Source organism: Salipiger sp. CCB-MM3 (assembly GCF_001687105.1).
In the GTDB taxonomy this organism is placed as follows: domain Bacteria; phylum Pseudomonadota; class Alphaproteobacteria; order Rhodobacterales; family Rhodobacteraceae; genus Salipiger.
Window position 1 is genome coordinate 57,307 of the sequence record NZ_CP014600.1, and the last position, 24,745, is coordinate 82,051.

Below are 24,745 nucleotides of genomic sequence, written 5' to 3' on the forward strand. Positions count from 1 at the left end.
AAAAGGGAATGGCCGATGGCCGTAGGGCCGCCATGCGCCAAGCGGCGCTCATGGGGCGTGTGGCGCTATAGGGGAGGGGGGTTAGAGGATGCCGGCGATTTCGCTGGCGATCTCGGCCAGCGGCCCGCGGGTCTCACGGATGCGCAGAATGCAATCGGAATCGCGCGGCAACAGGCAGCCCACCGCCGCCGCCACGCCGCCCTGCGCGTCGCGGATCGCCACGGCGACCGCGCTGATGCCGTCGATATATTCCCCGTCTTCCACCGCAAAGCCGTGGCGGCGGATCTGCCGCAGGCTCTCGCCCAGTTCCCCCAGCGAGCCGATGCTGCGGCCGTTGAAGGCGGTGAGACCATGTTTGGCGACCACCTCGGCGATGCGCGCCTCGGGCAGCCACGCGAGGATCGCCTTGCCGAGCGCCGAGGCATGCGCCGCCCCGGCGAGCCCTTCGGTATAAGCGGCCAAGGGAATGGCGTTCGGCGTCGCGGGCAGGGCCGAGGCGGTGACAGTCAGATCGCGGCCCTGGAACACCGTGAAAACGCTGGTCAGATCGGTGCTGTCTGACAGCCGCCGCAGCCGCGCCGCCGCCGCGCTTTCCAGATCGAGCCCCGCCGCACCACCGCCGCGCGACAGCCGCGAGAGCCTACGCCCGAGGTAATAGACCTTAGGGTAGGGATTGCGGCGCACGTAGCCGCGCCGCACCAGCGCGTCGAGCAGGTTGAAGCAGGTGGTGGTGCGCAGCCCGGTCTGCTGGGCGATGTCCTTGAGCTTCATCGGAGTGCGGCTGGCGGCGATGGTCTCGAGGATGGCGAAGGCGCGGTCGATGGACTGGATGTGCGAGGGCTCGGCCTCCTCGTCCGGGTCCGGGCCATCGCCGAACAGGCCGCCGAATTGGCCCGCCCGTTCCTGCTCTTCCATGCGGATGATCGTGCGCGCCGGGGTGATGTCCTCGGGTTCGATCCGCCATTCCTTGCGCATGCGTTCCTGCCTTGGCTCCATCCGGTTCAGCGCCGCCCCTGATGGCAGTTGAGCCACAGACCGGCGGCGCAGGCCAGCATTCCCACGAGGCACACGCCGGGCCAGCCGCCCCATGTCCACGCCAGCCCGCCGGTCACCGTGCCCGCCGCCGCGCCGCTGAAGCGCACCACCATATAGACCGTATTGAGCCTGCTGGTGGCGCTCTCGTCCAGTTCCAGCACGCGGGTCATGCTGCTGACGTGGCTGATCTGCATCCCCAGATCGAGCAGGATCACCCCGGGCACGATCCACAGGATCTGCGCCCCGGCCATGGTGAAGACCGGGAAGGCCAGCGCCATCAGCGCGCCCGACAGCGCCAGCGTCGCGCGCAGCGACAGGCGGCGGGTGAGCGGTGCGCTGGCCATGGCCCCCAGCACGCCAAGCGCGCCGACGAGGGCGAAATTGCCGACCATGCTGGCGGTATAGTGCTGCGGCAGCGCGGCGAGATGGAAGGCGAAGGTCGACCAGAACAGGCTGAAGGCGCCGAACTGCAGCGCCGCCGCCAGCGCCAGCCGCCGCAGATCGGCATGGGCGCGCCAAAGCTGCGGCAGGCTGCGCAGCAGGCCAAGGTAGCTGCCGGTGTAATCGGGCGGCATCGCTGGGATGGCGCGGCGCAGCACCAGCAGCAGCCCCAGCATGACCGCTGCGGCCAGCAGATAGACCGCGCGCCAGCCAAGCAGATGCCCCAGCCAGCCGCCGACGAAGCGCGACAGCACGATGCCCAGCAGCAGCCCCGCCATGACCCGCCCGATGGCGCTGGCGCGCTGCTGCGGCGCGACGATCTTGCGCGCCACCGGGGGCATGATCTGCGGCACGATCGAAACCAGCCCGATGGCGAAGCCGGTGATCAGCAGGCCCGGATAGTGCTGCATGGCGGCAAAGCCGAGCAGCGCCGCGCAGGACAGCAGCAGCATCACCGACACCAACCGCCGCCGGTCCATCCGGTCGCCGAGCGGCAGGATCAGCAGCAGCCCAAGCGTATAGCCAAGCTGGGTGAGGCCGGAGATCCAGCTTGCCGCCCAATCGGCGACGCCGAACGCGCCGCCGATCTCGTGCAGCAGCGGCTGCGCATAGTAATTGTTGGCCACCACGATCCCCGCCGCCGCCGCCAGCGCCCAGACCGCGGGCGGCATGGGTGTGGGCATGGGGGTTGTGGCCGCGGTGCCGGAGGCGGGCACGCTTTGGCTCTGCCCGCTCATAGCACGCCGGTCTGCTGGAAGAGCGCGCGCACCTCGTCGACGATCTCTTCGAAGCGCGGATCGCGCCGGGTCTCGCGGCGGCGCGGCTGCGGGAAGTCGATCTGATAGTGCTTGAGTATGCGGCCCGGACGCGGGCTCATCACCACCAGCTGATCGGCCAGCGCCACCGCCTCTTCGATGTCATGGGTGATGAACAGCACGGTCTTGCCCTGCTCGCTGCAGATGCGGTTGAGATCGGCCTGCATCTTCTCGCGGGTCAGCGCGTCGAGCGCGCCAAAGGGCTCGTCCATCAGCAGCACCGCCGGATCGGCCAGCAGCGCGCGACAGATCGAGGCGCGCTGGCGCATCCCGCCCGAAAGCTCGGTGGGATAGGCGCCGCCGAAATCGCCAAGCCCGGTCTGGTCGAGCAGCGCCTGCGCGCGGGCGCGGGCGGCCTGCATGTCCTGCCGCTTGACCTTGGCGGGCAGCAGCACGTTCTCGGTGATCGTCATCCACGGCAGCAGCACGTCGCTCTGGAACACGATGCCCACGTCATGGAAGGCGCCGTCCAGCGGACTGCCGTCGATGGTGACCGTGCCGCGCGTCGGCGCGGCGAGCCCGGCGACCAGCGACAGCAGCGTGCTCTTGCCGCAGCCGCTGGGGCCGAGCACCGAGCAGAAGCTGCCCGCGGGAATGTCGAGCGACACGCCGTCGAGCGCGGTGACCACCGTGTCGCGGCGGCGGAACTCCATGCCGATGCCCTGCAGGCTGATGGCGCCGCTGGGGGCGGAGGGCTGTGCGGGTGTTTGCGCGGGTGTCGGGGATTGCATCAGGGCACTCATTGTTTCGGCTCCTTGTCGTGCAGGGCGCGCAGCGGCGCGGGCAGCAGCAGAAGCTCGAGCGCCACCACGAGGTAATAAATCACCCCGCCCAGCACCGAGAGCATCACGAGGCAGGAGAACAGCAGCGGGATCTGCAGGTTGTTGTTGGCGACCATCTGCAGATAGCCCAGCCCGTCGGTGGCGGCGATGAACTCGCCGACGATGGCACCGACCACGGCGAAGGCCGAAGAGATCTTCAGCCCGGCAAAGATATAGGGGCTCGCCATGGGGATGCGCACGCGCCAGAAGATCTCGGACGGCGAGCTGCCCAGCGAGCGCATCAGCCGGATCATGTCGGGCGGCGTGCGTTCCAGCCCGGCGATGGTGTTCACCACGATCGGAAAGAAGGCGATGGAAAAAGCGATCAGCACTTTGGGCAGCAGACCAAAGCCGAACCACACCACAAAGACCGGCGCCAGCGCCACTTTGGGCACCGCCTGACTGGCCACCAGCAGCGGATAGAGCGTGCGCTCGAGCAGCGGCGAGCAGGTGATCAGCACCGCCAGCGGCAGCCCGATGACGATGCCGAGCACGAAGCCCAGCATCGACTCCCAGAAGGTGACGGCGGTATGGCCCAGTAGAGTGGGCCAGTTCGCATAGGTCGCCACGGCGATTTCGGCGGGCGAGGGCAGCACGAAAGTGGGGATGGCAAACACCACGCAGGCCAGTTGCCACGCGGCGATCAGCACCGCCGCCGCCAGCACCGGCGGTGCCCAGCGGTCGAGTTTCAGGTCGGTCACGCGGCACCCCCGATGCGGCGGGCGGTGCATTCGATCTCGACGTCGTCCCCCTGATTGAGCCCGGCCACCTCAAGGATGGTGCGGGTCGGCAGATGCGCCCCGAAGGCCGTTTCATAAAAGTCGTTCACCGCCGGGCGCAGACCCGCCATATCGGTGACATAGGCGCGGGTCGACAGCACCGATGCAAGATCGCTGCCGTGATGCGCCAGCGTGCGCTGCAGATGATCGAGGATCAGCGCCATGCGCGCCTCTAAGGTGGCCGCGGGCAGGCCGGTCGCGGGGTCGATGCCCCGCAGGCCGGAGATGAAGATCAGCCCGTTCCACTCGACCGCGCGCGCCCAAGGCCCGGTCGCCTCGGGCACGCCGTCGATCTGGAAGGTTCTTTGGATATCAGTCATTTGGGGGATCAGTCGTTGGTCACGAAGGCATTGGTGTAATAGCTGCCGGGGGCCTCGAAGGCGTCGATCACGCCGGTGTCCTTCAGGGTCTCGAGCGTCGCCTGCCAGCCCTCGTCGCTGCCGACGAAAAGTGCCGAGGGCGATCCCTCGGCGAGAAAAGCGTTAAGCGCCTCGACCTGCCCGATGGTCGCCTCGGGCATCAGCTGCTCGGGGTAGGCGGCGACGGCGATCTCGGCGGCATCGGCGGGATTGGCGCTGACGAACTCAAAGCCTTCCTTGGCGGCGTCGAGGAACCGGCGCACCACCTCGGGCTGGCTCTCGATCATCTCGCTGCGCGCGACCAGCGTGTAGCCGATGATCGGAAAGCCGAAATCGCCGACCGCGATGTGATCGAGGCTTTCGCCGGCCTTCGCCTCCAGCACCGGCAGCTCGTTGGTGATGAAGATGTCGGCCAGCACGTCGACCTGACCCGACAGCAGCAGGCCAAAGCGCGCGCCGGGGTTCACCGCCACCACCTCGACTGCGTCCTTGTCGATCTCGTTCTTGGCGGCGAAGGCGTCCCAGATGTTGTTGAAGGTCGAAGAGGCGGCGATCTCGACCTTCTTGCCCTGCAGATCGGCGGGCGTGGCGAGCGTCACGCCGGGGCGGGCGACCATCCCCATCGAGTCGACCTTCGAGACGGTGGCGATCGCCTGGATCGGCATGCCGCCGTTGATCGCCTGGATTACCTGCACCGAGGGGACATAGGCAAAGTCATCCTGCCCGGTGGCGACCGACTGCAGCGCCAGCGTCGCGCCGCTGCCTTCCTTGACTGTGACGTCGAGGTCCTGCTCGGCAAAGAACCCTTTGCTGGCGGCGACGACGAAGGGGGTGAACTCGCCCTTCATCGTCCAGTTGAGGCGCAGCGACAGCGCGTCCTGCGCCATGGCGGCGCTGCCGGTGACCGTGGTGGCCAGCGCCACGGCGGCGCAGCGGGCGGCGCGTCTGATCTTGGTTTTGCGGGTGGATGTTGGCTGTGACATGGAACCTCCGACGTTGCATTTTTTGTTGCGTCGGGGGCAGGCTCGGGCAGGCGGGCAGGCCGCCGCCAGAGAAATTCGGCGGATTTGCGCAGTTTCCGGCGGCGGAAGGAAAAACTATTCCACAATGCTGAACCCTGCCAAAGCTTCGGCAGAGCTGGCGGTTTTGCATGCAGCAAAAATGCGCTGCCCGGAGGTCTTGGGCCTCAGCCGCGCCGCGCCATGGCGCCGATGATCGCCGCCGCGACGCGGAAGCGTCCGCCCAGCGACTGGCCGATCAGCGCGGCGACGCCGGGGTCGGGCCTCAGTTGACGCGCGGAATCACCCAGTCATTGACCGCAGTCATTGCGCGGCCTGCCGGGGGGCGTAGCCTGCGTGGGCAGCTGCGTCAGGGGCGCGAGGCCGCCGCCGCGCATTGTGGCATCGTGCATCCAAGGGGGGAGAGCGCCATGAGTGAGCCATTGACCCATCCCCGACGCCTGAAAAGTCCTGACCTGAAAATCCCCGCCGCGCTGTTGATTGCCGCGCTGCCCTGCGCCGCTGCGGCGCAATTCGTGCCGTCCGAGGAGTCGATCACCGAGCTCTACCACGGCAAAACCTATTCACCCTACGCGCAGCGCGCCTTTCCAAGTCAGGTGTTCTGGGGCGACACCCATCTGCACACCGCGCTCTCGGTCGATGCGGGGCTTTTCGGCAATACGCTGGGGCTCGAGCCCGCTTATCGCTTTACCCGCGGCGAAGAGGTGACCTCGGCCACCGGGCTGCCGGTGAAGCTGGGCCGCCCGCTCGATTGGGTGGTCATCGCCGATCACTCCGACATGATGGGCTTTTCCATCGACCTCGCCGCCGGGGCGCCGAACATCCTTGCGGTGCCCGAGGGGCAGGCGTGGTACGACGGGTTGCAGGCGGGCGGACAGGAGGCCGCCGATGCGGCGCTCGATCTCATCACCACCTTCGCGCAGGCGGAGCTGCCCGAGCAGTTCCTCGAGGATTACGCGCCGGGCTCGAAGGTCTACAACACCGTCTGGGGCGACGTCATCGAGGCCGCCGAGCGGTTCAACGATCCGGGCAATTTCACCGCCTTCATCGGCTATGAGTGGACCTCGCTCGACAGCGGCAACAACCTGCATCGCAACGTGATCTTCCGCGACGGCGGGGCCAAGGCCTCGCAGGTGGTGCCGATGGTCACCCAGCCGCCCTATGGCAGCACCGATCCGCTCGATTTGTATCAATACCTCGAGGATTACGAGGCCAAGACCGGCGGCTCGGTGCTGGCGCTGTCGCACAATGGCAACCTGTCGAACGGCATCATGTTCCCCTTCGAGCAGCAGTTCACCGGCAAGGCGATTGACGAGAATTACGTCGAGAAGCGCGCCAAATGGGAGCCGCTCTATGAGGCGACGCAGATCAAGGGCGACGGCGAGGCGCATCCGCTGCTCAGCCCCGATGACGCTTTCGCAGACTATGAGACATGGGACGTGGGCAACCTCGATCTCAGCGCGGCCAAGACCGACGAGATGCTCAAATACGAGTATGCCCGCGAAGCGCTGAAGATGGGGCTGCAGCTGGAAGAGAAATTCGGCACCAACCCCTATAAGTTCGGCATGGTCGGCTCCACCGACTCGCACACTTCGCTGCCCGCCATCGAAGAAGAGAATTTCTTTGGCAAGGCGGCCTCGGCGGAGCCTTCGCCGACGCGGATGGAGCATCCGTTTGCCAAATCCGACAAGGGCACCTTCGAGGGCTATCAGCTGGTGGCCTCGGGGCTGGCGGCGGTCTGGGCCAAGGAGAACACCCGCGAGGCTATCTTTGACGCGATGGAGCGCAAGGAGGTCTATGCCACCACCGGCCCGCGCATGATGCTGCGTTTCTTCGGCGGCTGGGAGTTCACCGAGGACGACCTGCGCTCGCGCCAGCCCGCCTTTATCGGCTACGAGAAGGGCGTGCCCATGGGCGGCGATCTGCGCGCCGCGCCCGAGGGGGCCGAGGCGCCGACGTTCATGGTCTATGCGCTGCGCGATCCGATCGGCGCCAATCTCGACCGCATCCAGATTGTCAAAGGCTGGATGGATGCCGCGGGGGAGAGCCATGAGAAGGTTTTCGACGTGGCGTGGTCGGACGGGCGCGAGATGGATGCGAACGGCATGCTGCCCGCGGTGGGCAATACCGTCGATATCGCCGCGGCCACTTGGTACAACACCATCGGCGCGTCAGAGCTTGCCACGGTCTGGACCGACCCCGAGTTCGATCCGGCGCAAAAGGCTTTCTACTACGCGCGCGTGCTGGAGATCCCGACGCCGCGCTGGGTGGTCTATGACGCGCAGCGCTTTGGGGTGGAGATCCCCGAGGCCGCTGAGACCACCGGACAGGAACGCGCCTACGGCTCGCCGATCTGGTACACGCCGTAACTTCAGGCTCCCGGCCCTCGGTCCGGAGGTTTCTTTGGTCCGGGGGTTTTCTGGGGCGTCCCGTGTCAGCCGCGGGCGCCCCTTTTTATGCGCGGGTTTATGTGCGGCGAGGGCGGACGGCGGCTCAGCGCAGCGACAGGTCCAGCAGCCCGCCGCCGAACAGCCGGTCGCGCGAATGCTCTAGGTGGATGCGCATCTCGGTGCGGGCGCGCTCGGGGTCCTGCGCGCCGATCGCCTCATAGATGCGGGTGTGCTCGTCCAGCACCTCTTCGAGCCCCTTGCGCCCGTCGTTCATCAGCGACTCGCCGTGCAGCTTCATCCCGACGTTCACATGGTCGCGCAGGGCGCGGAAGGTGGCCTCGAAATACTGGTTGTTCGAGGCGCGGGCGATGCTGCCGTGGAACATGAAATCCGCGTCCTCGCGGTGCTGCAGCGATCCGGTGGCGGCGCGCAGCAGGTCCAGCGCCTTTTCGATCTCGCCCAGAAGCTCGGCATTGCGGCGCTCGGCGGCCAGCGCGGCGGCCTCGGTTTCGAGATTGATGCGGAACTCGTAGCAGCGCTGGATGTCGGCCAGCGTCTCGACCTTGGAAAAGCCCAGCGGGGCCGGGGAGACATTGGCGCGCACGAAGCTGCCCGCGCCCTGACGCGAGACCACCATGCCCTCTTCGCGCAGCTTTTCCAGCGCGCTGCGCAGCACCGGACGCGAGACGCCGAATTCCTCGGCCAGCTGCATTTCGGCGGGGAGTTTTTCGTTGGCGGGATACTCGCCGTTGACGATCCGCGCGTGCAGCGAATGGTACACCTTGTCCGCAAGGGGCATTCGCGTCTTCGTTTTGCCTGTCGCCATCAGCCCTGCCTCGTCCTGAGCGTAAAGGGATTAGTCGCTCGCCAGCATTTTTACAAGTTTGACCAAAGTGTCGGGGGCGCCGAAGCCGCCGGATTTGGTCACTAGTGTGAATGTATCGCCGCTGGCGGGGCGCGAGACCGGCACACCGGGCAGAGCCTCGCCCAAGACGTCCAGTTGTCCGATCCCCAGATCCGCCAGCAGCGCCGCGGCGCTCTCGCCGCCGCAGGCAAACAGCGTGGCGGGCTGCAGATGCGCCTGCGCCGCGGCGATGGTGCGGGCAAAGGCGGCGCCCGCCTCGGCGCCGGGGATCACCGTCTCGCCCGGGGTCATGCGGATCACCAGCAGCGGCGCCTCGGCGGGACCGGGCAGCGTGGGGCTGGCGCCATTGGGCGCGGGCAGCAGCGGCACGTCTTGCAGCGCCTCGAGCTGCGCGCCGGTCACCGGATCGCGCGAGCCGATGGCCAGCAGGGCAGGGCGGGTGAGCGGCAGCGGCGCGGAAGCGGCGGGCGTAGGCGTGTCGGGGTGTGGCCAGAGCCGGGTCGCCAGCGCCTCGGCCAGACCCGCGGCCCCGACCAGAACGGCGCCGTCCAGCGTGTCGGGCAGCTGCGCGTCCAGATCCTCGGCGCTGCGGGTGTCGGGCACGGCGATGGCGCGGCCAAGGCGCGGGGCTATGGGAATGGGCGTGTCCACCCCGGCGCCGGTGACCGCGCCGCCAAGGCAGTGCCGTCCGAGCTTGGGGATCGCCGGGTTGACCACCAGCGGCGCGCCGGGGGCCGCCAGCTCTGCCAGTTCCGCGCCGATATGGCCCTTGAGGCGGCTGTCGATCTTCTTGAAAAGAATGCCGTCTTGGCCCGACAGCGCGCCCGCCACCTGACGCGCGATTTGGATCGCCTCGGCCTCCGGCCCGTCGCGGGTGCCGGTGGCGACGGCGATCACCTCGGCCTCGGAGGCCAGCGCCTCGGGCAGATCGGCAGGGCGGCAGGCGACCCGCACCCGCGCGCCACGCGCCGCGAAAGTGGCGGCGCTGTCGAGCGCGCCGGTCAGGTCGTCGGCGACGATATGCACCCGTTTGCGCATCTCTCCTCCCTCGATGCCCTTGACCCCGCGCCGGTCAGTAGGCGCGGCGGTAAATCTCCTCGATCTCCCCGACCGACAGATCGCGCGGGTTCCAGTCGAGCAGGCGGCGGATCGCATGCGCCTCTTCGGCCATGGACCCCAGATCATCCTCGGCCACCCCATGCGCGCGCAGCCGCATGTCGAGCCCAAGCGCGGCGCAGAAGGCGGTGGCGCCCTCGCGGATCGCGGCCTCGCTGCCCGCTTCGAACCCCAGCGCCTTGGCGATCAGCGCGGTCTTTTCCGGCTGTGCCTCGGCGTTTGCTGCAAGAACATGCGGGAAGATCAGCGCGTTGGCGATCCCGTGCGGCAGTTTGTAGCGGGTGCCGAGCGGGTAGCTGAGCGCGTGGCCCGCGGTGGTGTTCACCGGCCCAAGGCAGATACCGCCATAAAAGGCCGCCAGCGACAGGCCGGCGCGGGCCTCGGTGTCACCGCCGTTCTCGACGGCGCGGCGCAGGTAGCGGCCCACCAGTTCAATCCCCTGCAGCGCATAGCCGTCGATCAGCGGATGGGCGCGCTTCGAGGTGAACGCCTCGGCGCAATGGGCCATGGCGTCGACGCCGGTGGCGGCGGTCACATGGGCGGGCACGCTCATGGTCAGATCGGGGTCGATGATCGCCAGATCGGCCAGCATATGCGGGCTTTCGGTGGCGATCTTGCTGTTGGTGGCGGGGTCGGTGACCAGCGCGCGGGTGCCGACCTCGGACCCGGTGCCCGCGGTGGTGGGGATCTGCACGAGGCCAACCTTGCGCGCGGGGGCGCGGTTGGGGCCGCTGATCTCGGCAAGGCCGAGCGGCTGGCCGACCATCACCGCCACCAGCTTGGCCAGATCCATCGCAGAGCCGCCGCCGAAGCCGATCACCAGATCGGCGCCGCCCGCCGCCGCGACCGCCGCGGCAAGGTTGTCGCTGTCGGGCTCGGGCACCACGGTGCCGAAACAGCCAACCTCGCCCAGACCAAGCACCGAGAGCCGCGCGGCGTTGACCGGATCGGCCACCACGAAAGGCGCCTTATAGCCAGAGGCGGCCACCCACTCGGCGAGCTTTTCCAGCGTGCCGCTGCCGTAGTGGATCAGCGCGGGGCGGCGCAGTTCGATCGGGGTGGTCAGGTCATGCATGGCGGGGTCCTCCTCTGGGTGCGCGGTCGCGCCCTTGATCGTTTGGGGCGCGGGTTTGGTCGTCGTGGCGCGCCCATGTTCTTGCGTGTGGTCTTGCGTGTTCGAGTCGCCGCTGGCGCGGGGCCGCAGGCTCGCTTGGGCTCAGAACTGGCGTAAGTTTTACAAGTTGTCAAATAGTAACTTTGGCGGGATCACGGGCGCGGCGCCCATCCCAAAAGAGCGATCGGTCGCGGAAATGTGAGATAACCAGTGGTTATATCGCGTTTTTACTGTGTGTTTGGGGTCGGGTGACAGCCTGAGATACCCGCCGTCACGGGTGTTTCTGCAGAATTTTCGGTTTATGAATTGACATGTTGTCATCTCGCCTGCATTTTGCCCGACAAGTTCCGGCCATGTTGCAGGCGGGTTCCGACGCGGCCCCACGACCAGGGCCCGCTGTCCAAGGGAGGAGTGGCAGATGATCCTACGCGAGCAAAAGGCAGATCTCTGGATCGGCAGCGGCCTGCTGCTGTTCTGCGGCTTCGCCGGCTGGCGCGCCACCTACATCAAGCAGGGTTTCAACTCGAGCGCCGCTGGGCCGAGCTTTGTGCCGTGGCTGGTGATCGGCCTCGTTTCGGTGCTGTCGGTGCTGCTGATCGTGCGGGCGCTGCGCGCCGAGCATGACCCCGAGACCGACATCACCATGCCTGGCAAGCGCACGCTGGCCGCCATGGCGGGCTTTACCCTGCTGATGATCTGCTACGCCGTCGCCTTCATGCCGGTGGGCTATCTGCCCTCGACGCTGGTTGCCTTCATCGTCGGGCTGATCCTGCTGGGCGAGCGCAACTGGCTGCTCGTCGTGCTGTTTCCCGTCGGCATGACGCTGGCGATCTACTTCGGGTTCACCGAACTGCTGTCGGTCTGGCTGCCCTAGGCGCGACCGGCCAAACACAACCATACTGAAGGGAGGAAGACTTCATGCTCAAGACAACACTCATCGGGGCCGCGCTGGCCACGGCAACTGCGGGTGCGGCGCTGGCCGCGGATTTCCCCAAGCGCCCGGTTCAGGTCGTGGTGCCCTATTCCGCGGGCGGCTCGACCGACCTGTCGATGCGCGTGGTGGCCGATGCCTTCGAGCGTCTGAAAGACGGCCAGATGGTGGTGCGCAACCAGCCCGGCGGCGGCGGCGCGATCGGCTCTTCGGCGGCGATCCACGCCCGCGCTGACGGCTACACCCTTGGCGCAGGCGCGCAGGGTCCGCTGGTGATCAAGCCGCTGATCGGCGGCACCGACTATCAGCTCGACGACGTGGAATTCATCGGTCTTTATGCCCGCTCGCTGCAGGTCATGGTGGCTTGCGCCGATGCGCCCTTCGCCGATTACGACGCCTTCATCGAGTACGCCAAATCGGGCAAGCCGCAGGTCGGCAACTCGGGCGCTGGCGGCGCGAACCAGATCTCGGCCGAAGCTTTTGCCGATGCCGCGGGCATCAGCATCGAGTCGGTGCCGTTCAACGGCTCGTCCGAGGCGCGCACTGCCTGCATCGGCGGCCATATCGACGCGATGGTGGCCTCGCCCGCCGAAGCCAAAGCCGCCTCGGAGTCGGGCCAGATGACGCCGCTCTTCGTCATGGAAGACGAGCGCATCGACCTCTTTCCCGACACGCCCACCGCGGTTGAAAAGGGTGTCGATTTCACCTGGTCGTCGTGGAAAGGCCTGATCGGCCCGAAGGGCATGGACGAGGAAACCCTCGCATGGCTGCGCGGCGCGGTCGAAGAGCTGGCCAATGATGAGGAGTTCAAGAAGACCCTCACCGACATGGGCGAGTTCGTGACCTATGAGGATGGCGAGGCCTTTGAGGCCCGTGCCCGCAAGGACATGGAAACCACCCGCGCCGTGCTTGAGAAGCTCGACATGCTCGGCATGAACAACTGACGCGGCGCCGGGCGCGCCCCGGCACCCGTCCCCGGACCGGGGCATGCTGTGCCCCGGTCCCTGCCTTTCCCAGCCGCCGGCAGCGGCCTATCCACTCAGCCGCCGGCAGCGGCGGACCCACTCAGCTGCAGGGTTGTCATGGACACAATCGCCTTTCTCGCACCTCTCTTCGAGCCGCAGGTCCTGCTGACCATCGCGCTTGGAACCTTCGGCGGTCTGGTCATCGGCGCGCTGCCGGGGCTCACCGCGACGATGGGGGTGGCGCTGCTGATCCCGCTCACCTTCGGCATGACGCCGGTGATGGGTCTCAACATGCTGATCGGCATCTATATCGGCGGCATCTACGGCGGCTGCGTCTCGTCGATCCTGCTGCGCACCCCCGGCACCCCGGCCTCGGCGGCGACGGTGCTGGATGGCTACCCGATGGCGCAAAAGGGCGCGGCGGGCCGGGCACTTGGCATGGCGACCATCGCCTCGACCATCGGCGGGCTGATCGCGGCGGTGGTGCTGGCGACGCTGGCGCCGCAGCTGGCGGGCATCGCGCTGAAGTTTGGCGCGGCGGAATATTTCGCGCTGGCGCTGTTTGGCCTGACGATCATCGCCTCGCTGTCGGGCGATCTGCTGAAGGGGGCGATCTCGGGGCTGCTGGGCATCCTGATCTCGACCGTCGGCGCCGATCCGATCTCGGGCGTCATGCGCTATACGTTCGACATTCAGGGCTTTGCCTCGGGCTTTGCCTTCACCCCGGCGCTGATCGGCCTGTTCGCGCTCTCGGAGGTGTTCACCCAGATGGAGCGGATCGCCGTCGGCGAAGAGCCGATCAAAAGCGCCACCGGCCGTTGGCCGACCCGCGCCGAGATGTCCGAGAGCAAGGGCGCGCTGATCCGCGGCTCGCTCATCGGCACGTTGATCGGCATCGTGCCGGGCACCGGCTCGGGCACCGCCTCGTGGATTTCCTACAATGAGACGCGCCGCGCCTCGAACACCCCCGAGAAATTCGGCACCGGCTACGCCCCCGGCATCGCCGCCACGGAATCGGCCAATAACGCGGTCTGCGCCGCGGCGCTGATCCCGCTGCTGGCGCTTGGCATCCCCGGAGACGTGGTGACCGCCGTGCTGATGGGCGGGCTGCTGATCCAAGGGCTCGCGCCGGGACCGATGCTGTTCCAGACCAACCCCGATGTGGTGGTCGGCATGTTCGGCGGCACCTTTATCGCCACCATCTTCATGTTCATCTTTGGCATGGCGCTGATCCCGGTCTTCAGCCGCATCCTGATGATCCCGCGCCGCCTGCTGGCCATGTCGATCGTGGTGTTCTGCTTCATCGGGGCCTTCTCGATCAACCTCAACCCGGTCGACCTTTACACGATGGTGGGCTTTGGCGTGCTGGGCTGGGGGATGCAGAAATTCGGCTTCAGCCAGGCGGCGCTCTGTATCGCGCTGATCCTCGGGCCGCTGCTGGAATCCAACCTGCGCCGCGGCCTGCTGCAGAACGACGACAATGTGCTCTCGTTCATCTCGACGCCGATCACCCTGCTGTTCCTCGGGCTCACTGTCCTTTCGGCGGCATGGCCCTTCATCTCGCGCGCGATCGTTCGCAAGCGTGCCGCGCAACACCAATAATCAGGAGAACGCATGAGTTCGCAGAAAGAAGCCTTCGTCGCGCTGGTCACCTGCTTCAACGACGATGAGACGATCAATTTTGAGGCCACCCGCGCGCAGGTGCGCCGTCAGGTCGCCGCTGGCAACAACATCATGTGCGCGGGAACCAACGGCGATTTCTCGGCGCTGACCTTCGACGAGAAGGTGAAGCTGACCGAGGAGGTGGTGGCCGAGGTGGATGGCCGCGCCAAGGTCATCGTCAACGCCGGGATGCCCGCAACCTTCGAGACCGTGGCGCTGTCGAAAGAGTTCGACCGGATCGGCGTCGATGGGATCGCGGTGATCACGCCGTTTTTCATCGCCTGCACCCAAGACGGTCTGATCCGCCATTTCACCACCGTCGCCGATGCGGTGAGCACGCCAGTCTATCTTTACGACATCCCCGCGCGCACCCAGAACCACATCGAGCCCGAGACCGCGCGGGCGCTGGCCAAGCACCCCAATATCGCGGGCATCAAGGACAGCGGCGGCGCGCAGGAAACGCTCGAGCAGTATATGGCCGTGGGCCGCGAGGAAGAGGCGTTCGACGTCTATTCCGGCCCCGACCATCTGGTGCATTGGGCGTTCCAGAACGGCGCCAAGGGCGCGATCTCTGGCCTTGGCAACGTCATGCCCGAGGTGCTGGCGCGGATCGTCACTTGCTTCAACGCTGGCGACGAGGCGGGCGCGGCGGCGGCGCAGGACACCTATGGCAGCTTCCGCACCGACCTTTACAAGCTGGGCTATCCGCCCGCGCTGGTGAAGCGCGCGCTGTGGGTGATGGACCCTTCCGTCGGCGCCTCGCGCCAGCCCGCGCTGCTGCCCGATCCCGAGCAGGACAAGCAGATCGAAGCGATCTTGCGCAAATACGAGCTGATCTGATGGCTGGCCCTAAACCCGTTGTCGTCACCACCTCGCCGGGCTTTGGCAAACATGGCCGGGTGCCCGAGCTGATCGCGGCGCGCGGCTGGGAGTTCATCCGCTGCACCGACACCAGCAAGCCCGACGGCGGCCTGTCCGAGCATATCGCCCGCGCCGACGCGCTGGTGGTGGGCCTCGTGCCGGTGAGCGCCGAGACGCTGGCGCAGGGCCAGAACCTGCGCGCGGTGGTCAAACATGGTGTGGGCGTCGACAATATCGACATCCCCGCCTGCACCGCCGCGGGGCTGCCGGTCTGCAACACGCCCGCCGCCAATGCCGACGCGGTGGCCGAGCTTGCGGTGGGGCTGATGTTCTCGATGGCGCGCTGGATCCCGCAGGGCCACGGCTCGGTCACCTCTGGCGGCTGGGAACGGCGCATCGGCACGCAGCTGGGCGGCAAGACGCTCGGCATCGTGGGCCTCGGCAACATCGGCAAGCGGCTGGCCAAGCTGGCGCTGGGTCTGGGGATGACGGTGGTGGCCACCGACAAATACCCCGATGAGGGTTTTGCCGCAGAGCATGGCGTCACTTTCCTGCCGCTTGAGGATCTGCTGGCGCGGGCCGATTATGTCTCGCTGCATGTCTTCGGCGGCGAGGGCAATGCCGCGCTGATCAACGCCGAAACGCTGACGCTGATGAAACCCGGTGCCAAGCTGATCAACCTCGCGCGTGGCGAGGTGGTCGATCTCGACGCGGTGGCCGCAGCGCTGGAGGCCGGAACGCTCGGCGGGGTGGCGATCGACGCCTATGTCTCCGAGCCGCCGGACGTGTCGCACCCGGTGTTCGCGCATCCGAACGCGGTCTTCACGCCGCACTCCGGGGCCGATACCAAGGAGGCGCTGGAAAACGTCGGCCTGATGGTGATCGAAAGCCTCGATGCGCTGTTTGCCGGGGACATGCCGCCGCGCTGTCTCAACACCAAGGAACTGGCCGCCCGCTGAGGCGGCCTGCCCCGAACACTCGCTGGAGGGACGTTATGTCCGACAAACCGATTGTCATCACCATGGGCGACCCTTCCGGGGTTGGCGCCGAGGTCACCGTCAAGGCCATGGCCGGGCTCTCGCCCGCAGAGCGCGCCCGCTACGCCGTGATCGGGGACGAGGACACGCTGCAGCGCGCGATCCGCGCCTGCGATCTCGATCTGGCGCTGCGCCCGCAGGGCAGCGGCCCCGAGGCGGCGCTGCAGGTCATCCATGTGCCCGTGGACGGGCTGCCCGGCAGCTTCGGCGTGCTGTCGGAGGCCTGCGGCGAGGCCTCGTTCCAATACATCAACAAGGCGGTCGAGCTGACCAGTTCGGGCGCGGCGTCCTGCATCGTCACCGCGCCGATCAACAAGGCGGCGCTGAACGCGGCGGGGCACCATTATGACGGGCACACCGGCATGCTGGCGCATCTCACCGGCTGCAAATCGAGCTGGATGCTGCTGGCTTCGCCGACGCTCAACGTGCTGCATGTCTCGACGCATGTGTCGCTGAAGGATGCGATCACCCGCGCCACCCCCGAGCGGGTGCTGGAAACGATCCGCGTTGGCCACAATCACCTGCGCCGCATGGGGCTGGAAAACCCGCGCATCGCGGTCGCCGGGATCAACCCGCATTGCGGCGAGGGCGGGCTTTTTGGCAGCGAGGACGACAAGCAGATCGCCCCCGGTGTCGAGATGGCCAAGGCCGAAGGCATCAACGTGCAGGGGCCGATCTCGGCCGATACGGTCTATCACCGCGCCAACACCGGGGCCTTCGATCTGGTGATTGCGCAGTATCACGATCAGGGCCACATCCCGATCAAGCTGATCGCCTTCGACACGGCGGTGAACGTCTCGCTGGGGCTGCCGATCGACCGGTGCTCGGTGGACCATGGCACCGCCTTCGACATCGCGGGCAGTGGCAAGGCCAACCACGTCAATATGCTCGCCGCGCTGGATTACGCGGGCAAGCTGGCCGCCGCCAAGCGCAAGCTCGCCGCCTGATCTTGTGTCCAAGGCCCGTCGCTGCGCCCGTCACCGGATGGGCGCGGCGGCGGATCAGCGCTTTGCGCCGACGATCCGGAACCAGCGAAAGATCAGCATCAGCGCAAAGGTGGTGACGATCAGCCCGATCAGATCCCCCAGCGCATAGACCGCCAGCACCGCAAAGGAATGATCGGGCAGCATGTCGCCCGAGAACACCAGCGACTGGCCCACCGAATTGATCACCGAAGCCAGCGTGCCCGCCAGCAGCAGCCACTTCCAGTGGATCTCGCGCTGTTGCCGGGCATAAAGCCGGTATCCCGCCAGCGCCAGCCCCTCGAAGGCAAGCAGCGCCGAGGCCGCGCCAACGGCGATCGACAGCAGGATCACCGGGTCGGTGGCGCTGCTGACCTCTGCCGGGGTGAACAGCACTTCCGACAGAAAGGCGCCGATGCACAGCGGCACAAAGGCGATGCGCCCCATCAGCCATGTGGACAGCACGCGCACCCCATGCGGCAGATAGACGAGGCTGGCAAAGACGGTGATGTCCGGCAGCAGCCGCGATTGCAGCGGTGTGATCAGCACCGCCGTGAGCCCATGGGCAAGGATGTAGGCCAGGGCCACAACCGCAATGTTCAGAAGTTTCGTCACGTCCGGGTCTCAGAGGGTAAGCGCGCAGGATGCCAAGGCTCGGTTCACCCTCGGTAAGGCATCGTAAGGTAACGCGCAATTCTCTTTGACTTGGCGGTCGGGACAGGCCGCCTTTGCGCGAATGCGCCGGGCTCGGTCTGAGGAGCAAGGCCTGCGCCTAAGAGCGGTCCCTTAAAGCAGGCCCCTAGAGCCGCGCGTCAAGGAAGCGGCAGGGGCGAGCCCACCAGATCGCTGCGCACTACGTAGGATTTCGCCTTGGTGTCGGCGGCGCGTTCCAGCAACCCGCGTTCCAGCAGCGTGCGGATGGCGCGGTAAAAGGTCGCCTGCGCGGCGGGACGCACCAGCGTATGCTCGCGGATTTGCTCGGAGCTGATGACATCGCCCGGACGCTCGCACAGCCCATGCGCCGCCAGCAGCACGTCGCGCTCGAAGCGGCTGAGATCCTCGAGGCCGACATCGCGCTCGAGTTGCCGAAGCATTTCACGCAGTTGCAGAATTGAGCTGAGCTTGTCCATGGCGCCATTGTTCCTACAGCCCGCGCGCGACGTCAACAAATGTCACGGTCGGGCCGGAACTGAATTTATCAAAATGATAATCTCTTGGCGAGCCTGCCCACCCATGCTACCGGTAGAACGCGGCGTCCTTTAGTCAGTGTTTTGTTAAATGGTTTCCGGAGTGGGAAGCGCCGCACCCTATTTCAGGACCTTTCGCCTTGGCGGCCGAGCGGCGCCAAGGCGTTTTGTCGTCTGGGCGCGGCTTGCGTCACCGGCGGCGGGCTGCCGCGTAAGGCAGCCCTCCATCACATTCTCCATGATCGCATGACATCGGCTTCGGCGGTTTCAACCCAGAGGCGCGGTGGAACGGGAGTGCCGTTGCGGCGCGCCCGCTAAGGGCGTGCTCTGCCCAATTTTGCGCCGAAGCTCCTGCTTGCGGCGAAGGGGTGGCAACTTTGTAGAGTTTTACCTTGCAAATTTATGCCTGCATAAGTGACGAAGAAATTGCTGACAATCATGACAACAAAAATGGCGGCGACTTTGCAAAGTCTTTTCCGCCCATCCGACAGGAGATTAAAGTGAGCAAATACATTGCATTGGCAAGTTTTGCGGCCGCTGCCGTAACGCTGAGCGCGAGCTTCGCCCAAGCGGAAGACCTCGCGTATTTCGAAGAGCAGATTGCCCCCTATGCGGGCAAGCCGAGCTTCGAGGCACCGGGGCCGACCTTTGATGCAAAATCCTGCATGGCGGACAAGAAGGTCTTCAGCATCCCTCAATCGAGCGCCAACCCCTTCACCTCGAACATCGAGCAGGCGATGGCTGGCGTCGCCGAGAAAGTCGGTTTCGAGTTCACCACTTGGGAAAACCAAGGGCAGGTCTCGCAATGGGCGCAGGGCATCGAGACCGCGATCAATCAGGGCGTCGATCTCATCGACCTTCTGGGCGGCGTCGACCCGCGCGTGCTGAAACCGCAGATCGAAGCGGCACAGGCGGCCGGGATCAAGGTGGTGGCCTCGCACAACAACGGCATGGAGCAATCGGAAGAGATCCGCGAGATCGCCGACAGCGACGTGCCGATCGACTACTACAAAGCCGGCGCGCTGCTGGTCGATCACGCGGTGGTCAGCACCGAGGGCGATCTCAACGCGCTCGTGCTGATCTCGAGCGGCCCTCTGTCGACCGACTCCATGGTTTCGGGGATCAAGGCCGAGCTCGAGAAATGCGAGACATGCAAGGCTCAGTTCCTCGACTATATCGGCACCGACTGGGCGACCCGCATCACCCCCGGCGTGCAATCGGCGCTGATGTCGAACCCCGAAGTGAACTACATCATCGTCATCTATGACAGCATGTCGCAATTCGTGCTGCCCGCTGTGACCATCACCGGCTCGCAGGACCGGCTGAACATCAACGCCTTCAACGGCACTCCCTTCGTTCTGGGTATGGTTCAGAAGGGGCAGGTCGAGATGGACATCGGCGAGAACCTCGACTGGATCGCGCACTCGGTCATGGACTCGGAGATGCGTCTGCTCTGCGGTGAAGAAGAGATCGATGATCCGAAGATCCCCTTCATGATGTTCACCGAAGCCAACGCCATGGACGCGGGGTCGCCGCCGGAGCTGTCGAAAGGCTATGGCGACGCCTACCAAGCCGGTTTTGACGAGCTGTGGCAGCTGAACTGATGCTGCAGGCCGTCAGCGATCCGACCCCGGTGCTGCGCTGCGAGGGGGTCTCCAAGACCTTCGGCGGGCACCGGGCGCTCGACCGGGCCGCCTTGTCGATTGCTCCGGGCGAAGTGCACGGGCTGCTGGGGCAGAACGGGTCGGGGAAATCGACGCTGATCAAGGTTCTGGCGGGGTTTCACCCGCCGGATCCCGGCGGCAGCCTCTGGGTGAACGGGCGCGAGGTGGAGCTGACGCAGGCGGCGCTTGCCAGCCTGCCGATCAGCTTCGTGCACCAGCATCTGGGGCTGATCCCCTCGCTCACCGTCACCGAGAACATGCTGATCAAGGAACTCGCGCTGCAAAACCGCCTTGCCGTGAACTGGCGGCATGAGACGCGGCGCATACGCGCGTTGCTGCAGCGCTACGAGGTGGATGTCGATCCCGGCACCGAAGTCTCGAAGCTCTCGCCGGTGCAGCGCGCGCTCATCGCGATCGTCCGCGCCTCTGCCGAGGTGATTGAAGGGCATGGCGCGGGCGGCGGGCTGCTGATCCTCGACGAGCCGACGCCCTTCCTTCCGCAGCGCGACGTCGAGCAACTGTTCGGGCTGGTGCGCACCGTGGTGCGCGCGGGATCCAGCGTGATCTTCGTGTCGCATGACGTCGACGAGGTGATGGAGATCACCGACCGCGCGACAATTCTCAAGAACGGCGCGGTCTCGGCGCGGCTGACCACCGCCGAAGCGAACCGCGAGGATTTCATCACCGCGATCGTCGGGCGCAAGCTGGAACTGGCGGCACCGCCGTCGCAGTTGAGCGGCGCGCGCACTGAGCGGGCATCGGTCAGCGGGCTGAGCGGCGAGACGGTCAGCGGGCTCGATTTCTCGGTTGCCGCCGGCGAAGTGCTGGGTCTGACCGGGCTGATCGGCTCGGGCTATGACGAGGTGCCCTATCTGGTCTATGGCGCCAAGGCGGGGACGGGCGAACTGGTTCTGGACGGCAGAACCATGGACGTCGCGGCCATCTCCCCGGCCGCCGCGATCGACGCCGGCATTGTGCTGATCCCCTCGGACCGGCCCAAGGCAGGCGCCATCGGAGCGCTGCCGATCACCGACAATATCACCATGCCCCGGCTCGGGCGCGATCTGGGCACATGGTGGCTGCGGCGGCGCTCGATGCGCGGCAGCGCCCGTGCGCTGATGACCGAGTACGACGTGCGCCCAGCAGGCGATCCGGCATTGCCGATGGCCTCGCTCAGTGGCGGCAACGCGCAGAAGGTGGTGCTCGCCAAATGGCTGCAGATGAACCCCGGGCTGGTCTTGCTCGACGAACCGACGCAGGGCGTGGACGTCGGCGCAAGGCAGACCGTGTTCAACCGTATCCAATCCATTGCCTCGGGCGGGGCGGCGGTCGCCTGCGCCAGTTCCGATTACGAGCAGCTGGCCGCCATCTGCCACCGCGTCCTCATCTTCTCGCGAGGCCGCATCGTCAGAACGCTGGTGGGCGGCGAGATCGACAAGCAGTCGATCGCCGAAGCCAGCCTTAACGCATCCAACATGTGAGACCCGCCATGACACTGCAAAGCATAGACGGGGCGGAGACGTCCCAACAGTCCCGGACCCGCAGCCTCGTCCGGTTTCTAGAGCGGTTCGGGCTGCTGATCGTCTGGTTCGCGATGATCGCATGGTTCGGCTACCTGCGCCCCGAGACCTTCCTGACCTGGGGCAACATCTCGACCATCCTTGGCTCGCAGGCGGTTCTTGTGGTCATGGCTCTGGGGCTGCTGCTGCCGCTCTCGGCCAATGATTTCGACATGTCTGCCGCCTATACAATGACGCTTTCGGCGATGACCATCGCCGTGCTCAACGTGAACCACGGGGTCGGCATCGGCTGGGCCATCCTGATCGCGCTGGCTGTCGGCACGCTGGTCGGCTTCATCAACGGCATGATCATGACGGTGTTCCGCATCCATTCGCTGATCGTCACGCTGGGCAGCGGAACCTTCCTGCATGGTGTGACGCTCTGGGTCAGCAATTCGATGACCATCAGCGGCATCGACCAGAAGCTGGTCAACGCTGTGATCGTCACCCGGCTCTTCGGCATCCCGTTGGAGTTCTACTACGCGATCGCGCTGGCCGCGGTGCTTTGGTACTGCTTCGAGTTCACTTCGTTCGGGCGGCGCATCCTCTTTGTCGGGCGGGGGCGCGACGTGGCCCGGCTTTCGGGGATCAACACCGACCGGACGCGGGTGCTCTGTCTGATGAGTTCGGGCTTCTTCGCCGCCTTTGCCGGGGTGCTCTACACCGGCACCCAAGGCGCGGCGGACCCGGTTTCAGGCGTCAGCTATCAGCTTCCGGCCTTTGCCGCGGCCTTCTTGGGATCAACCTCGATCATGCCAGGACGCTTCAACCCGTGGGGCACTACGCTGGCGGTCTATTTCCTCGTGACCGGGATCACCGGCCTCGTGTTCCTCGGTTACGGCTCGTTCATCCAAGAAATGTTCTACGGCGGCGCGCTCGTCATCGCGGTCTGCCTGTCGCAGTTGGTGCGTGGACGCCAGCAGCAAGACTTCTGAAAATTATAAGAAAGACGGATCAAGATCATGCTCAACAGCCTTGAACGCGATTTCATCGGCTATGGCGAACACCCGCCTCAGGCGGAGTGGCCGAATGGTGCGAAGCTCGCGCTGAATTTCGTGCTGAATTATGAGGAAGGCTCGGAATACGCGCTCGATCTCGGCGACGGGCTCAGCGATGCCGGGCTGACCGAGGCACCAAGCTCGGTGCCGCAGGGCGCGCGCGACCTCGCAGCGGAATCCATGTTCGAATACGGCAGCCGGGTCGGATTCTGGCGCCTGCACCGACTGTTCCAGTCGCGCGGGCTGCCGATGACCATCTACGCCTGCGCGCTGGCGCTGGAACGCAACCCCGACGCGGCGCGCGCGATTGCTGCCGCCGATTACGACATCTGCTGTCACGGCTGGCGCTGGGTCGAGCACTACAAACTGAGCGAGGCCGAAGAGCGCGCGCATATCGCGCGGGCTGTCACCAGCCTGCAAAAGACGGTCGGCAAGGCACCCGATGGCTGGTACTGCCGCTATGGCCCAAGCGTGAACACCCGGCGCCTCGTTACCGAGCATGGCGGCTTTCTCTACGACAGCGACAGCTACGCCGATGAATTGCCGTTCTACGTCGAGCAGGATGGCGCGCCACGCCTCGTCGTGCCCTACACGCTGACCAACAACGATCTGAAATGGTCGACCGGCAATCTCAGCGACGGGGAAAGCTTTTACCGCAGTCTCAAGGAATCCTTCGACATGTTGCTCGAAGAGGGCGCCACGACGCCGAAGATGATGAACGTCGGGCTGCACATGCGCCTTGTCGGTCATCCGGGCCGGGCATCCGGCCTTGCGCGCTTCCTCGACTACGCTCGCTCGAAGCCGGAGGTCTGGATCTGCAAGCGCGTGGATATTGCCCGGCACTGGCTGCAACGCCATCCGCCGGAGGCGGCGGCGTGATTGTCGTCATCGAGCCCTTCGAGCCCGAGGCCTTTGCCGAGTTTGGCGCGAGCTTCGCGCTGCCGGAGCAGCCCGGCCAACGGCTGGGTTGGAGCCCGCAGTTAACCAACGGGCGCGGCGCTGGCGCGCAGCCCCGGCTCGACGTGGTGATGGCGGCACCGGCAGCGTTGCCGCTGGACCTGCCGAAGATGGAGCGGCATCCGCAGTCCTCGCAGTCCTTCATTCCACTCGACGGGGCGGACTATGTGATCGCGGTTGCGCGAGACGGTGGAGACGGTGCCCCCGATCCCAAGACACTGCGCGCTTGGCGTGTGCCCGGCACGGTGGCGCTGATTTATCATGCCGGCAGTTGGCACGCGCCACTGGCGGTCCCGGAGAAGGCTGGCCGTTTCGCGGTATTCATGTACACGGCGGGGCAGGAGGGGGCTGCGGGCCCCGGCGACGAGGAATGGTCCGAGCTACCGCCCGGCATTTCCCTTGCTGCGAAATAGGATGCGCCTCGCGAAGGGGGCGGCTAGACTGCTGTCCGGGGCCGGATGGCGAAAATTGGGGAAGTCCGGAAAATTGGGGAAGTCCGCATGAAGGAAACGACGACGCTCGAGACGCCGGAGGCAGACGGCAATGGCACGGGCGCCGACAAACAGGCGATCGAGCAAAGGATCTACGACCGGATCGTCGACGCCATCATCGACAAGCAACTGCGTCCCGGCGCGCATCTCAACGAGGTGCAGATCGCCCGCAGCTTTGGTGTGCCCCGCACACGGCTGCGGCGCGTGCTTGAGCGGCTTGAGGCGGAGCACGTCGTGGTCTTTGAACGCAATCGCGGGGCCTTCGTCGGCCTGCCGACGGTGAAGGAAGCGATGGACGTCTTCGAGACGCGTCGGTTGCTGGAGGCGGTGGTGATCGAACTGGCCTGCATGCGCGCCACCGAGACCGACATCGCCGAGTTGCGCGACCATGTGCGGCGCCAGCGCGAGGTGATCGAGACGCGGTCGAACGAGGTGAATCGGATCGGCGCGGATTTCCACATGATGCTGACAGAGCTGACCGGAAATGAGGTGCTGGTGCAGACGATGAGCGGGCTGATGCGCCGCCTGTCGTTGATTCAGTCGCTCTATGAAAAGAGCGACAGCGTGTGCCTTGCGCATGAGCATGAGGCACTTGTCGAGGCCATGGCGCGCAAGGATGCCGCCGCCTGCGTACGCATCAGCCTCGAACATTGCGCCCACATAGAAGCCTCGCTGGAGATCAGCGAACGCAAGCGGCAGTCGTATTTCACGCTCTGA

At 66.2% G+C, this 24,745-nt stretch carries 24 protein-coding genes; 13 read left to right on the forward strand and 11 right to left on the reverse strand.

Annotated features, from left to right (window positions below; all coding sequences use genetic code 11):
- Positions 1 to 81 precede the first annotated feature (81 nt).
- From AYJ57_RS24550 to AYJ57_RS24575, 6 genes are read right to left on the reverse strand one after another with little or no spacing between them, the layout of a single operon-like run.
- Complete coding sequence (locus tag AYJ57_RS24550; protein WP_157374397.1) at positions 82 to 975, reverse strand: IclR family transcriptional regulator; 894 nt, start codon at positions 973 to 975, stop codon at positions 82 to 84.
- 26 nt (positions 976 to 1,001) lie between these two features.
- The gene (locus AYJ57_RS24555; RefSeq protein ID WP_083191535.1) at positions 1,002 to 2,213 is read right to left on the reverse strand and encodes an MFS transporter; all 1,212 of its coding nucleotides are present in this window, start codon (positions 2,211 to 2,213) and stop codon (positions 1,002 to 1,004) included.
- Positions 2,210 to 3,034, reverse strand: coding sequence for an ABC transporter ATP-binding protein (locus tag AYJ57_RS24560; RefSeq protein WP_066112093.1), 825 nt, complete (start codon positions 3,032 to 3,034; stop codon positions 2,210 to 2,212). The genes AYJ57_RS24555 and AYJ57_RS24560 overlap by 4 nt, the downstream gene beginning before the upstream one ends.
- On the reverse strand, positions 3,031 to 3,813 hold the full coding sequence (locus tag AYJ57_RS24565; RefSeq protein WP_066112462.1) for an ABC transporter permease: 783 nt from the start codon (positions 3,811 to 3,813) through the stop codon (positions 3,031 to 3,033). Before AYJ57_RS24565 ends, AYJ57_RS24560 begins: the two co-directional genes overlap by 4 nt.
- Positions 3,810 to 4,211 carry a RidA family protein gene (locus tag AYJ57_RS24570; protein WP_066112096.1) on the reverse strand — a complete coding sequence of 134 codons (402 nt, stop codon included), beginning with the start codon at positions 4,209 to 4,211 and terminating at the stop codon, positions 3,810 to 3,812. The genes AYJ57_RS24565 and AYJ57_RS24570 overlap by 4 nt, the downstream gene beginning before the upstream one ends.
- Positions 4,212 to 4,219: 8 nt before the next feature.
- A complete protein-coding gene (locus tag AYJ57_RS24575) occupies positions 4,220 to 5,233 on the reverse strand; it encodes an ABC transporter substrate-binding protein (protein ID WP_066112099.1) in 1,014 nt (337 codons plus the stop codon).
- A 446-nt stretch (positions 5,234 to 5,679) separates the two neighbouring features.
- Between AYJ57_RS24575 and AYJ57_RS24580 the strand changes: the two genes are divergently transcribed.
- The gene (locus AYJ57_RS24580) at positions 5,680 to 7,638 is read left to right on the forward strand and encodes a DUF3604 domain-containing protein (protein ID WP_066112102.1); all 1,959 of its coding nucleotides are present in this window, start codon (positions 5,680 to 5,682) and stop codon (positions 7,636 to 7,638) included.
- A gap of 124 nt (positions 7,639 to 7,762) precedes the next feature.
- Here AYJ57_RS24580 and AYJ57_RS24585 read toward each other — a convergent pair whose 3' ends face one another.
- The 3 genes from AYJ57_RS24585 to AYJ57_RS24595 are packed head-to-tail and all read right to left on the reverse strand — an operon-like array spanning position 7,763 to position 10,715.
- Positions 7,763 to 8,485 (reverse strand): FadR/GntR family transcriptional regulator, encoded by a 723-nt coding sequence (locus AYJ57_RS24585; protein ID WP_066112105.1) that lies wholly within the window; start codon positions 8,483 to 8,485, stop codon positions 7,763 to 7,765.
- 30 nt (positions 8,486 to 8,515) lie between these two features.
- Entirely contained in the window at positions 8,516 to 9,562 is a 1,047-nt protein-coding gene (locus AYJ57_RS24590) for a four-carbon acid sugar kinase family protein (protein ID WP_066112108.1), read from the reverse strand.
- 34 nt (positions 9,563 to 9,596) lie between these two features.
- The gene (locus AYJ57_RS24595) at positions 9,597 to 10,715 is read right to left on the reverse strand and encodes an iron-containing alcohol dehydrogenase family protein (protein WP_066112110.1); all 1,119 of its coding nucleotides are present in this window, start codon (positions 10,713 to 10,715) and stop codon (positions 9,597 to 9,599) included.
- Positions 10,716 to 11,172: 457 nt separating this feature from the next.
- Between AYJ57_RS24595 and AYJ57_RS24600 the strand changes: the two genes are divergently transcribed.
- The 6 genes from AYJ57_RS24600 to pdxA all read left to right on the forward strand — a co-directional run bounded on the left by AYJ57_RS24600 (position 11,173) and on the right by pdxA (position 17,157).
- Complete coding sequence (locus AYJ57_RS24600) at positions 11,173 to 11,628, forward strand: tripartite tricarboxylate transporter TctB family protein (RefSeq protein WP_066112113.1); 456 nt, start codon at positions 11,173 to 11,175, stop codon at positions 11,626 to 11,628.
- 44 nt (positions 11,629 to 11,672) lie between these two features.
- Positions 11,673 to 12,629 carry a tripartite tricarboxylate transporter substrate binding protein gene (locus AYJ57_RS24605; protein WP_066112116.1) on the forward strand — a complete coding sequence of 319 codons (957 nt, stop codon included), beginning with the start codon at positions 11,673 to 11,675 and terminating at the stop codon, positions 12,627 to 12,629.
- Between the two features lie 138 nt (positions 12,630 to 12,767).
- On the forward strand, positions 12,768 to 14,252 hold the full coding sequence (locus tag AYJ57_RS24610; RefSeq protein WP_066112119.1) for a tripartite tricarboxylate transporter permease: 1,485 nt from the start codon (positions 12,768 to 12,770) through the stop codon (positions 14,250 to 14,252).
- Between the two features lie 12 nt (positions 14,253 to 14,264).
- Positions 14,265 to 15,152, forward strand: coding sequence for a dihydrodipicolinate synthase family protein (locus AYJ57_RS24615; protein ID WP_066112122.1), 888 nt, complete (start codon positions 14,265 to 14,267; stop codon positions 15,150 to 15,152).
- The gene (locus tag AYJ57_RS24620; protein ID WP_066112125.1) at positions 15,152 to 16,132 is read left to right on the forward strand and encodes a phosphoglycerate dehydrogenase; all 981 of its coding nucleotides are present in this window, start codon (positions 15,152 to 15,154) and stop codon (positions 16,130 to 16,132) included. The genes AYJ57_RS24615 and AYJ57_RS24620 overlap by 1 nt, the downstream gene beginning before the upstream one ends.
- Before the next feature lie 35 nt (positions 16,133 to 16,167).
- Complete coding sequence (gene pdxA / locus AYJ57_RS24625; protein WP_066112128.1) at positions 16,168 to 17,157, forward strand: 4-hydroxythreonine-4-phosphate dehydrogenase PdxA; 990 nt, start codon at positions 16,168 to 16,170, stop codon at positions 17,155 to 17,157.
- A 54-nt stretch (positions 17,158 to 17,211) separates the two neighbouring features.
- Here pdxA and AYJ57_RS24630 read toward each other — a convergent pair whose 3' ends face one another.
- Together AYJ57_RS24630 and AYJ57_RS24635 are read right to left on the reverse strand one after the other, a co-directional pair.
- Positions 17,212 to 17,787 (reverse strand): hypothetical protein, encoded by a 576-nt coding sequence (locus tag AYJ57_RS24630; protein ID WP_066112131.1) that lies wholly within the window; start codon positions 17,785 to 17,787, stop codon positions 17,212 to 17,214.
- Between the two features lie 197 nt (positions 17,788 to 17,984).
- Positions 17,985 to 18,302, reverse strand: a complete 318-nt coding sequence (locus tag AYJ57_RS24635) for a hypothetical protein (protein ID WP_066112134.1) — start codon at positions 18,300 to 18,302, stop codon at positions 17,985 to 17,987.
- A gap of 557 nt (positions 18,303 to 18,859) precedes the next feature.
- Between AYJ57_RS24635 and AYJ57_RS24640 the strand changes: the two genes are divergently transcribed.
- The 6 genes from AYJ57_RS24640 (at position 18,860) to AYJ57_RS24665 (ending at position 24,745) form a co-directional block, all read left to right on the forward strand.
- On the forward strand, positions 18,860 to 19,963 hold the full coding sequence (locus tag AYJ57_RS24640) for a sugar ABC transporter substrate-binding protein (RefSeq protein WP_066112137.1): 1,104 nt from the start codon (positions 18,860 to 18,862) through the stop codon (positions 19,961 to 19,963).
- Positions 19,963 to 21,504, forward strand: coding sequence for a sugar ABC transporter ATP-binding protein (locus AYJ57_RS24645; protein WP_066112140.1), 1,542 nt, complete (start codon positions 19,963 to 19,965; stop codon positions 21,502 to 21,504). The genes AYJ57_RS24640 and AYJ57_RS24645 overlap by 1 nt, the downstream gene beginning before the upstream one ends.
- 8 nt (positions 21,505 to 21,512) lie before the next feature.
- Entirely contained in the window at positions 21,513 to 22,517 is a 1,005-nt protein-coding gene (locus AYJ57_RS24650; protein ID WP_066112143.1) for an ABC transporter permease, read from the forward strand.
- 27 nt (positions 22,518 to 22,544) lie between these two features.
- Positions 22,545 to 23,459: an allantoinase PuuE gene (locus AYJ57_RS24655; protein ID WP_066112146.1), complete on the forward strand. Its 915-nt coding sequence runs from the start codon at positions 22,545 to 22,547 to the stop codon at positions 23,457 to 23,459.
- Entirely contained in the window at positions 23,456 to 23,950 is a 495-nt protein-coding gene (locus AYJ57_RS24660) for an ureidoglycolate lyase (protein WP_066112149.1), read from the forward strand. The genes AYJ57_RS24655 and AYJ57_RS24660 overlap by 4 nt, the downstream gene beginning before the upstream one ends.
- A gap of 87 nt (positions 23,951 to 24,037) precedes the next feature.
- Positions 24,038 to 24,745: a GntR family transcriptional regulator gene (locus AYJ57_RS24665; RefSeq protein WP_066112153.1), complete on the forward strand. Its 708-nt coding sequence runs from the start codon at positions 24,038 to 24,040 to the stop codon at positions 24,743 to 24,745.